Source organism: Daejeonella sp. (genome assembly GCF_036405355.1).
In the GTDB taxonomy this organism is placed as follows: Bacteria; Bacteroidota; Bacteroidia; order Sphingobacteriales; family Sphingobacteriaceae; genus Daejeonella.
Map to the genome: position 1 here is coordinate 1 of NZ_DASWXT010000140.1, position 11,092 is coordinate 11,092.

The following is an 11,092-nucleotide window of genomic DNA, read 5'->3' on the forward strand; positions in this document are numbered from 1 at the left end:
GGCTCAAGGCCGGAATTGGAGTCTTATCAATAGCTGCAATTTACACATTGAAAAGGCCTTTTTTAGGTACTCACTCCGATCCTGACGAAAGTCAGGATCTCCCCTACTATTAAATATTGAATTGTCATCGTGGCGGAGGCCACGACCTCCTTTTCTTCTTAACTTAATGACATTGCACCTACGGGGTCGGAATTTCCGTGCCAACATATGCTATAAACATTTGACCCTTCCGGGTCAGGTAAATTCAATTAAAAACAGGAGCCAGCAAATAGATGTGGGTACACGGTGGGGTAAGGATCGGGCTTTCAAACCGGGCTTTAGCCCGCCCGGATGAACTCCGTTCGGACTGGCCCAAAACCTGAACGAGCATTTTGTGTTTAGACTAATTCCTGTATTCACCATTTTAAATTATTATCACCTATTTTTGAGATGCAGCTTTCATACAATTCAAAATTAAATCATAGTTTTGCTTATACCTTATGAGTTCAGAAACAGGATTCTTCCGCAGATACAAGTTTATTGTTGACCGATTCCCAGCTGAATGGAAGAACTATGATATTCTGACTACCTTTTACCATTTATCTTTCTTTTACTTCCGCGGAATGATTCAGCGTTTGTTTTTTAAACGTTCGAGCGGATGGGTATTGGTTGGTAAAGGAGCCTCAATACGTTATGCCCGTCATCTGAGCGTTGGAAGAGATTTTATAGTTGAGGATTATGCTGAGGTTAATTGCATGACCTATCGCGGGATAGTAGCAGGAGATAGGGTAACAATAGGAAAACACGCAATCATCAGGCCAACCAATATTTATGGATCTGCAATTGGCGAAGGTCTCAAAATTGGCAATAACTCCAGTATCGGACCCTATTCATATATAGGATGCTCAGGTTTTATTGAAATAGGAGACAACGTGATGATGTCGCCAAGAGTAAGCATATATGCCGAGAACCATTTATTTGACCACCCTGAACTAAGTATAAAAGAACAGGGAGTAAAGCGGGAATTTGTCAAAATAGAAGATGATTGCTGGATTGCTGCCAACACGATAATTCTGGCAGGAGTAACCATTGGGCGCGGGTCAGTTATTGCAGCAGGAAGTGTTGTTACCAAAGATGTTCCGCCCTATAGTATTGTTGGTGGAGTACCAGCAAAAGTCATCAAAAGCCGTAAATAGATCGTTTATTTTGATCGAAAAAGAATAATCTGATTATGTGTGGTATCATTGGTGTAATCTCAAAAAAGGAATTAAAAAACTTTCGTACAGATTATTTTGATCCCCTTAGTCATGCCCTTGACCAAATGGAATACCGTGGTCCGGATAATAAGGGAATATGGGTGGAAGATGGCATTTGTTTTGGCCATCGCCGTTTATCCATTATTGACCTTTCTGCTGATGGTAACCAGCCATTCCAATCTTCCTGTAAACGGTACATGACTGTTTTCAATGGTGAGATATACAATTATCAGGAATTAAGATCCGATCTGAAAAAACTCGGTCATACCTTCAGAACTGAAAGCGATACAGAGGTTATAATAGCTGCATATATTCAATACGGAAAAGACTTCTGTAAAGTTCTGAGGGGAATGTTCGCCCTTGTTATTTATGACCGGGAAGCGAAGCAGGTAGTTTTCGCTCGTGACAGACTAGGTAAAAAACCTCTGTTTTTATATGAAAATGAGGAACTTATAATATTTTCTTCGGAAATAAAATTCTTTCATGCCTTCAAAAATATAGCACTTGATATAAACGAGGAAAGCCTGTTGAATTTTCTCTCTTTGCAATACATTCCTGGTCCTGCTACAATTTATCAAAACATAAGACAAATCAGTCCGGCGAATGTCTACAGCTATAATCTGAACAAATCCCGGGGAGAAACATCAAGCTACTGGAGCATGTTTGATTATGTTGGTGAACGGAAAGATATACCTGAGATCGAAGAAATCGATAGCCTCATCGAAAAAAGTATAAAGTACCGGCTAGTTGCCAATGTTGATATCGGACTACTCCTTAGTGGCGGTATCGACTCTTCCCTGCTTGCCTGCTATATGCATAAACTGGCCGGGAAAAAAGTAAAAGCCTTTAATGTTAGTTTCGCAGACAAGACTATTGATGAATCTGTATATGCTCAAAAAGTTGCAGCTTCACTTGATCTCGATCTCATAACCCTCAGGCTCGAAGATATTACAGTTGAAAATTTCTCTAATTCTATCTATCATGCCGATCAGCCACTTGGCGATTCTGCCATAATTCCTACCTACCTGATTTCTAAATCGATTGCACAGCATGTTAAAGTAGTCTTATCGGGAGAAGGTGCCGACGAACTCTTTCACGGCTACGACCATTATCGCTACGAGAAATATTTTTACCAATTAGGAAAATTCCCTTTTAATGGAGCCAGTGCTTTGATGGAAATTATCTCAGGTCTTGGAATTCATAAATTTGACAAGGTCAGGAATAAACTCCGGAGTATTGGATCATTCAGAAAAGATACCGGTGTTTCCAGATGGACTTCTATTCTTAGTCCGGAATTAAGCCAAAGCTATCTGAAGAATGCGAAACAGAATACCGGAAACTACGAAATTCAATTTAACTGTTTTCTTCAGGACTTTGGAAAAAAATCAGGAAAACTGGAGTCAAGTCTCATGCTGGATCTGCTAACCTGGCTACCCGATGACCTGCTGGTAAAAACAGACCGCATGATGATGGCCTGTAGTGTGGAGGCACGTACACCATTTTTGGATCATCACCTGGTTGAAGAGGTGCTAAGATCATCTTCTCATTTCAATCAACCTTTATTTCAATCAAAAAATTATCTGAGGCAATTATTAAAAAAGAAACTGCCTTCCTCAGTATCTGAGCTGATATCAAACCGGCCAAAACAAGGTTTTGAGACTCCGAAATTACAATGGCTCAATTCCAGCCTGTCTGAACTTTCTTCCTATTTATTTTCGGAAGAAAACCTGAAAAATAATCCATACGTGAATGCCGGGATGGTCAGCACATTGTGGCAGGATGCTAAAAAGCAAAAACCCGGAACAAATAACCGCTTAGTCTGGAATATTTTTTGTTTTTTGGAGTGGCACAGACAACATGAATCTAAATTCGGATTTACGAAATGAAGGAAAATATCCTGTTAGTAGGGCACAGTGGCGATATGTATGGTGCAAGCCGCTCATTAATTAAGCTGGTTCGGATCCTGGATAAGAACTATAAAGTGTTTGTATTATTACCTGAAGCCGGAATCCTTCATAAAGAATTAAGTAATATACTGCCCGACGACAGAATTCTGATACTCGAAAACCTCTATATCTTTACACGAAAATCCTTTAAACTAAAATACATCGGATCAACGATGGCCCGGTTTATCAACAATCTTTTTAAGATAAGAAGGATTATTAGCAGATATAACATCAGGATCATCCATACCAATTCGGGCGTAGTTCCGGCTCCTGCACTTGCTGCAAAAATATCAGGGCGAAAGCACATCTGGCATATCCGGGAATGGTTTGGTGATTTTAAAAAATTCTGGCCAATCTACTCGGCTTATATGACCAGATTTTCGGACAGGGTAGTCTGTGTATCAAAAACCATGGCTGATCAATTTAATGGTCATAAAAAGGTAATAACCATTTATAATGGTTTTGAAATTCCTCAGATCAAAACAGAAATTTCAATCCCGGAAGCACTGCAGCAACACCTGAATCAGGCAGACCTGATTCTGGGTTGTACTTCGAGAATCAGATTGATCAGAAAAGGTCAGGAATACCTGATTGAAGCAATTGGAATTATCACTCAAAAAACCGGGAAAAATATTCAGGCAATATTGATTGGAGATTATGTTCCGGGCTATGAATGGCAAAAAGAAACTATTGCAGTGTTAATCAAAAAATATCACCTCGAAGACAGGATACATTTTCTCGGACATTTAGCTAATCCTCTTCCATATTACAGATTATTTGATGTTTTTGTCTTGCCTTCGGGCGAGCCGGAACCTTTTGGAGGTGTTATCATGGAAGCTATGAGTTTGGCTTTGCCTGTAATTGGATCAAATGCAGGAGGGACTACAGAACAAATTGCGAATGCACAGAATGGTTATTTGTTTGAAAATAAAAATGCAGAAGACCTTGCCGAAAAAATCAGCTATTTTCTGAATGATCCATCAAGTTTAGAATTATTTGGGAAATGTTCAAAAGAGAGAGTAGAAAAATACTTCAGTCTGGAACTGCATAAAGAAAATATCCTGAGACTCTATAAGAATATCCTGAATGAAAAGTAGCAACTTAGGCTAGCAAACGCGTAATATAATTATTGTAGCATCGGGAGGTTCCCGCTTTCCCGGAATGTCATTAAGTTAAGGGGCAGGAGGTTCTGGCCTTCGCCAGAATGACAATGTCTTATTTAAAAAATGGAGGAGATCCTGACTTTCGTCAGGATCGTAATCCTTAACTTAATGACATTGCGCTTTCGCGGGATCCGATAATTATCGGATGACAAGCGTTGTTGGGGATGAGGAGATTCCAGCCTCCACTGGAATCGGTTTAGCTTACTTATCACTTTTAGTGAACCAATTTGCTGCAAGATCATTCCAGTCAGGGTTATTTTTTTTCAATTAAAATATTTTTCCAGAATCGTTGCCAGGTCTTTAATTGCTTTTCCCTTGCGATGGCTAAGTTCACACCAGTAAATTGTTCATACCACACCAGTTTAGTACAATTGTACTTGCTTGTGAATCCATAAACGAGCTTTCGTTTATGTTCATATACTCTTCTGCGGATATTGTTAGTAAAACCGATGTACAAAACGTTATGATATGTATTTGTAAGCATATAAACAAAATATTCCCGCATTCCTCAAAATTGCAATCCTCGAAATACATAAAGACAAAAAATGAGTAAGAGGTAAAATATTTTATTATACGGTTCGCATTTCGATTCCAGCGAAAGCTGGAATCTCCCTATACCTCCCTCACCATTTGTCATTCCCACGTAAGTGGGAACCTCCCAATCCTTAAATAATGACATTGCCCATACGCCAGCAATATTGAATCCTCCATTAAATTCCCGTATTTACGATTAATTAAATACTTTTGTCGGAGGTTTAAAAACGAAGCTTAGGGATTGATCTGAATTACATCTCTAAAGAATTACATACCGGATTTCCGGAAAAATGATATAAATGATTGGATGAAAGTAGCCATTATAGGTACCAGGGGGTATCCCTATGTTTATGGTGGTTTTGAAACCTTTGTTAAAGAACTTGGCGAGAGGTTAGTAAAAAAGGATGTAGAGGTACACGTTTACTGCCAGGCAAATCTATTTAAAGAAAAGCCTGCAATTGTTAATGGTATTAAACTTCATTATATCCCTACCGTAGAAACAAAATCACTAAATCAGATTATACATTCATTCCTGTCTATTATCCATGCTGCTTTTAGCAGTTGCGACATCATTCTTGTAGTCAACCTTGCTGCCGGTCCAATGGGCTGGATACCAAAGATTACCGGAAAAAAAACAATGATCAATGTAGATGGTTTGGAATGGCTAAGGCCCAAATGGAAGGGTCTTGGCTCAGCTTATTTCCGATTTGCGGCCAGACTTGCCACAAAATTATACGATCTTATTATTACTGATGCAGATGCAATGCGGGAGGTTTATCTTAAAGAATTTAAACAGGACTCCATTGTTATTGCTTATGGGGCCCCTCCTTTCAAGAAAGCAGATCCATCCCTTCTGAATCGGTTTAATATCATTTCTGACGAATATTACCTGATTGTCGGACGATTAATTCCTGATAACAATGCAGATCTGATTATCAAAGCTTACCTGGATTCTGCATCTGAAAAAAAATTAGTAGTTGTTGGTGATGTTCCATACCGGGATAAATATGCCGAAGATCTCAAAAAACTTGCAGACGAAAAAGTACACTTTATAGGATATGTTCGCGATAGTGATGAACTTATGGCCTTGTATCAAAACTGCTTTTGCTATATTCATGGTCATAAATATGGTGGTACAAACCCCGCTATGTTAAAAGCCATGTCTAATAATTGTGCTATACTTGCCTTAAATACAAGTTTTAATCGTGAAATGTTGACAAATGGCAAATTTGGCTTATTATTTGAAGAGACTACCGAATCTATACAAGAATGTATGAAGAATCTTGAGAAAGATGAATTATTAACTAAACAATTAAGGTCAGCGGTGAGTTCAGGATTAACAGATAAGTACAACTGGGATTGTGTGACAGCAGCGTATCAAAAGGCCATGATAGAGTTGCACAATTCAAAATCAAAAAAATAATTCTCATGACGAGACCTTATTTTTTATATAGCGGATTCAGATATTTAATCGATACCCCACTGCTTATCCTGTCCTTTTGGATAGCAGATTATTTAACCGCAGGTCAGATCCACTCCGGACAGGAATCTTTTGTATATATTTTTCTTCTGCTTTCAATTATTGCCTGGTACAGTGCAGCACAGATTTCCGGACTTTCCAGAGATTTAAGGTCAAATAAATTCGCTGAAGAAATCATATATGTACTGGTTACATTAATAATTTTTGCAATAACATTAACATCCTGTTTATTTTTCTTTCGCAATAAAATCGAATTAAGTAATAACTTCCTTCTCGTTTATTTTCCGGTGCTGTTTACATTAATTCTTTCCTTCAAGTACCTGTTTAGAAAATATCTGCACAGCATTTTTTATAGCGGGAGGCTTCAGGAACAGATCATCCTGGTAGGTTCAACACCAGCAGCAAAAGATTTTTATGATACAATCAATCTTCACACCTATTATGGTTATAAATGTATCGGATTCCTGGATGATGAAAATACAAAACTAAATGGATGCAAATATCTTGGAAAGATTGGTGATATCAATAAAATACTCGCAGAATCTCCTGTAGATGAAGTAATTATTGCCTTACCTAATGCTCAGCACCATCATATAAGTGCCTGTATTGAAGCATGTGATTTTCATGCAAAACGGGTCAGGATGATTCCTGATTTATATTTATATGCTGCCAGTAATATAAGTATAAATACTATCGGACTTTTGCCTGTAATTAATTTCAGGTCACTCCCACAGGACAGGCTACCCAATAAATTATTGAAAAGGTCCTTTGATGTTTTATTCTCAATACTATTTTTTATCCTGATTGGTTGGTGGTTCATGCCCGTCATAGCATTACTCATAAAACTTACATCTAAAGGCCCTGTATTCTTTAAACAGGAAAGATGGGGTTTGAATAACAAAAAAATAATATGTTATAAATTCAGAACCATGTACAACGGAAGTCCTGAAACTGATACAAACGGCGATTTTCTGCAGGCCACAAAAAATGACAGGAGAGTAACTCCTTTAGGGAAATTCTTAAGGGCATGGAATATTGATGAATTACCTCAGTTCTGGAATGTATTAAAAGGCAATATGTCTGTTGTTGGCCCCAGACCACATGTTACCCCACTAAATATTTCTTCCATTCAAAATGTAGATCGTTACATGCTCAGGCATCTTGTTAAACCCGGGATTACAGGATATGCACAGGTAAATGGCTGCAGGGGCGAAACATCTGCACCGGGTTCGATGCAGCGGAGAGTCAATTATGATCTTTACTACATTCATAGCTGGACTTTTTGGATGGATTGTCAGATTGTTTTACAGACTATAATTCTTACTATTAAAGGAGATCAGAATGCTTATTAATAAACGGAAACAGGTGCTTCGGATCTCTGTCATTTTGTTGTGCATTACCCAGTTGACACTCAGTAATGTTCAGGCACAAATAGTTTGGGAGAATCCAAGACTCCCAATTAACAGTTTCCTCTCAAGGCAGGCACAAAAAGGAAACATCAATATTGCAGACTTCATTCTTCCGATGAGCAGAAAAGAAATTGCTTTCAACTTGTCTGCACTTAAAGATTCCATTCACAAATTGTCAGTCATCGAAAAAGAGGAACTTAACTTTTACCTGCAGGAATATACTGAATTCAATACTAACAGGATTGACAGCACTTTATTTTTTAAAAATGACCCATACGGACGCTGGAGAGCTTTTTCGGCTGAAACCAGTGATTTTCTTATAAGAATTGATCCAGCTATGAGCCTGGAAACGACTCAGGGAGGAGGTAAAAGTATAATGAAGATGAGTGGTGGATTACAGCTCTGGGGGCATATGGGGAAAAATATTTCTTTTCAGGCATTTTTCACCGATTTTACTGAATATGGAACCCGGATAGACACGATCAGACAGTTTAGCAATGAAACAGGCATAGTAAGATTCGCCAATGTCAAACCAGACTCCAAGTTACTCACCTACAGTAATTTAAGAGGCAGCGTAGGTTATGAATTCAAGACTGGATCAGTCAGCTTAGGAAATGATCAGTTATTGTGGGGTTATGGCGAAAACGGCAGGCTTGTTATGTCTGATAAGGCCCCTGCCTATCCTTTTATCCGATTAGATTACCAACCCCTTAAATGGGTTAAGTTCCAATATGCGCATACCTGGCTTCAATCTGCAATTCTTGATTCTGCCCGCACCTACCCTAAAGGAAATACCATTTATGGAAGCGACCGGGAAATTTATGTATCGAAATTTATGGCCACACACAGCCTCAATTTCTTTCCTGTAAAAGGGTTATCGCTCAGTATTGGGGAATCAATCATCTATAGTGACAAAATGGATGCAGGATACCTGATACCCGTTATGTTCTTTAAAGCTTATGACCAGATTACAAGCAGGTATAAAATAAATTCCGGCTCTAACGGACAATTTTTCTTTCAGGCCAGTTCAAGGAACCATATTAAAGGTATGCACCTATATTCTACACTTTTTATCGACGAAATAAGAGCTTCGGAAGCACTTAACAAAGATAAGAATCGAAATCAGATTGGATTTAATGCCGGAGCCTCAATCACTGATCTTTTTTTACCATACCTTACGCTTGGAATGGAGTATACAAGGATTAATCCCTTTGTCTATCAAAACTTAATACCTGCTCAAACTTATACAAGTCAAAACTATTTAATGGGCGACTGGATTGGCCAGAATGCAGACAGACTAACTGCATGGTTAAAATATAATCCATTGCCCCGCTTGTCAACAAAAATCCGTCTGGACTATATCCGTAAGGGTGAAGATGGCTCGCTGGAGGATCAGTATTACGCTGAGCCTCAACCCAAATTTTTAAGCTCAAAAGTCGAGATTCAAAAACAATTACTCATTGAAGCAGGTTATGAAGTAATTAACAACCTTAATATCAAAGGTTCATATTTTAAACAGGGTGGTATTATTCGGCCAAACCTGCAGACCTCAGCAGTACCTAATGAGTTTCGCTTTGGGGTTAGTTATGGGTTTTAGGGGCCTCAGCCCAACTCCCTCCAAAGGAGAGGGAGGAACGATTGTCTTGTCCTGAAATAGGTTTACAAAAAAAACTCCTCCTCCCCCTTTAATTCCCCCTCAAGCGGGGGATACTGGACGCCTAGGTATACTGCTATAAGAAAACCTTTAGGCATCATACTGTCCTCAAGAGTGGGGCAGGTCAAGCTTGATGTGTCAGTCGATTGCTGAGCATTGATTGAGGTGGCGGGTCAAACTTGATGTGCCAGTCGATTGCTGAGCATTGATTGAGGTGGCGGGTCAAGCTTGATGTGCCAGTCGATTGCTGAGCATTGATTGAGGTGGCGGGTCAAGCCCGCCATGACAGCCGTTGGTGGGAGAAGAGGAGATTCCGGCGCGGAGGCCGGAATCTGACTACACTGCTGGAAATGATTTAAGAAACCATTTTTCTGCTAAATCATTCCAATTCGGGTTGTTTATTTCAATAAGTGCATTTTTCCAGGCTCTTTTCCAATTTTTCAGTTGCTTCTCACGGGAAATGGCCAAATTGATATCCTCAAATTGCTCATACCAAACGAGCTTATTACAATTGTATTGGCTTGTGAATCCCTTTAATATTTTCATTTTATGCTCATAAACTCGTTTTCTAATATTATTGGTCACACCAGTATACAGCACATTGTTGTATTTATTTGTAAGCATGTAAACAAAATATTCTTTCATATATTAAAAATACCCGCATTTGATCTTTAAGCTAATTTATATGATTGAACGGTACTGCTTAATTATTGAAAGGGGAAATTGCACTGCTGCCAGGCCTTAATGCAATCCGATTCCGGCCCCCGCGCCGGAATCTCCTGTTTTTTTAAAATCGGTTTGTCATCGTGGCGAAAGCCACGACCTCCTTTTTTTAATACCTATTTTAACATATCAAATGCCACGACCTCATTTAGAAATTACCGATTGTCATCGTGGCGAAAGCCAAAACCTCCTTTTTTAATACCTATTTTAACATATCAAACGCCACGACCTCATTTAGAAATTACCGATTGTCATCGTGGCGAAAGCCACGACCTCATTTTTTTAATCCCTATTTTAACCTATCAAACGCCACGACCTCCATTTTTGAAATACTGTTTGTCAATACGAAAGAAACACTTCTATATTAAAATCGGTTTGTCATTGTAATTGTGTCGAAAGTCACGCCCCCATTCATAATTAATATTTGTCCAGATTTTTTCTCTTAAGTAATGCTATTACTCCTCCCGCATTGATTGGACACTTCATTATAATAGATAAAATTTGTGGCTAAACGGTAGCATAGCTAAGTTGCGAGACTGATTTAATAACAGGATTAATTCTAAAGACATTAGATTTAAAATCAACTACTCCCTTTTCTATGTTCTAATTATAACAGGAACGCTTATTGCATTAAATATTTATATTTGTACCTATCGTAATCTTTAGAAAAGCCTTCATGCGTTTAAAATTCTCAATCTGTATTCTTACTACCGTACTGGTTTTAACCTACCAGCAAAGCAGGGCGCAGAGTATATCCCTTGATAAACTTCAGAACATTAAGGTAAACCAGCTCTCCGATGCACAAATATCCGAAGCATGGAAGAAAATACAGGATTTGGGTCTTGCTGAACAGGACGCTTATAAATTGATGGAGCAGAAAGGTATGGATCCAATAGAGGTTAACCTTTTCAAACAAAGAATCAGCCTGCTCGGATTGAACAAGAGTGG

General features: G+C 38.7%; 9 protein-coding genes. 7 read left to right on the forward strand and 2 right to left on the reverse strand.

The genetic code is table 11. The features are described from left to right. Nucleotides 1-479: 479 nt before the first annotated feature. Genes VGE44_RS17545 through VGE44_RS17555 form a run of 3 tightly spaced genes read left to right on the forward strand, consistent with a single transcriptional unit; the run spans nt 480 to nt 4,278 of the window. Complete coding sequence (locus tag VGE44_RS17545) at nt 480-1,175, forward strand: acyltransferase (RefSeq protein WP_331081585.1); 696 nt, start codon at nt 480-482, stop codon at nt 1,173-1,175. Between the two features lie 35 nt (nt 1,176-1,210). Beyond that, on the forward strand, nt 1,211-3,121 hold the full coding sequence (asnB, locus tag VGE44_RS17550) for an asparagine synthase (glutamine-hydrolyzing) (protein ID WP_331081587.1): 1,911 nt from the start codon (nt 1,211-1,213) through the stop codon (nt 3,119-3,121). After that, nucleotides 3,118-4,278: a glycosyltransferase gene (locus VGE44_RS17555; protein ID WP_331081589.1), complete on the forward strand. Its 1,161-nt coding sequence runs from the start codon at nt 3,118-3,120 to the stop codon at nt 4,276-4,278. The genes asnB and VGE44_RS17555 overlap by 4 nt, the downstream gene beginning before the upstream one ends. A 319-nt stretch (nt 4,279-4,597) precedes the next feature. Here VGE44_RS17555 and VGE44_RS17560 read toward each other — a convergent pair whose 3' ends face one another. Next, nucleotides 4,598-4,828, reverse strand: coding sequence for a GIY-YIG nuclease family protein (locus VGE44_RS17560; RefSeq protein WP_331081591.1), 231 nt, complete (start codon nt 4,826-4,828; stop codon nt 4,598-4,600). Nucleotides 4,829-5,185: 357 nt separating this feature from the next. On the opposite strand from VGE44_RS17560, the gene VGE44_RS17565 reads away from it, so the two are divergent. The 3 genes from VGE44_RS17565 to VGE44_RS17575 are packed head-to-tail and all read left to right on the forward strand — an operon-like array spanning nt 5,186 to nt 9,364. Continuing rightward, complete coding sequence (locus tag VGE44_RS17565; RefSeq protein ID WP_331081593.1) at nt 5,186-6,301, forward strand: DUF1972 domain-containing protein; 1,116 nt, start codon at nt 5,186-5,188, stop codon at nt 6,299-6,301. A gap of 5 nt (nt 6,302-6,306) precedes the next feature. Then, the gene (locus tag VGE44_RS17570) at nt 6,307-7,710 is read left to right on the forward strand and encodes an undecaprenyl-phosphate glucose phosphotransferase (RefSeq protein ID WP_331081595.1); all 1,404 of its coding nucleotides are present in this window, start codon (nt 6,307-6,309) and stop codon (nt 7,708-7,710) included. Next, nucleotides 7,700-9,364, forward strand: a complete 1,665-nt coding sequence (locus tag VGE44_RS17575; protein WP_331081597.1) for a capsule assembly Wzi family protein — start codon at nt 7,700-7,702, stop codon at nt 9,362-9,364. The genes VGE44_RS17570 and VGE44_RS17575 overlap by 11 nt, the downstream gene beginning before the upstream one ends. 393 nt (nt 9,365-9,757) lie before the next feature. Here VGE44_RS17575 and VGE44_RS17580 read toward each other — a convergent pair whose 3' ends face one another. Beyond that, nucleotides 9,758-10,066, reverse strand: coding sequence for a GIY-YIG nuclease family protein (locus VGE44_RS17580; protein WP_331081599.1), 309 nt, complete (start codon nt 10,064-10,066; stop codon nt 9,758-9,760). 754 nt (nt 10,067-10,820) lie between these two features. Here VGE44_RS17580 and VGE44_RS17585 point away from each other — a divergent pair. Beyond that, nucleotides 10,821-11,092 (forward strand): hypothetical protein (locus VGE44_RS17585; protein ID WP_331081600.1); only part of this gene is annotated, 272 nt, incomplete at its 3' end.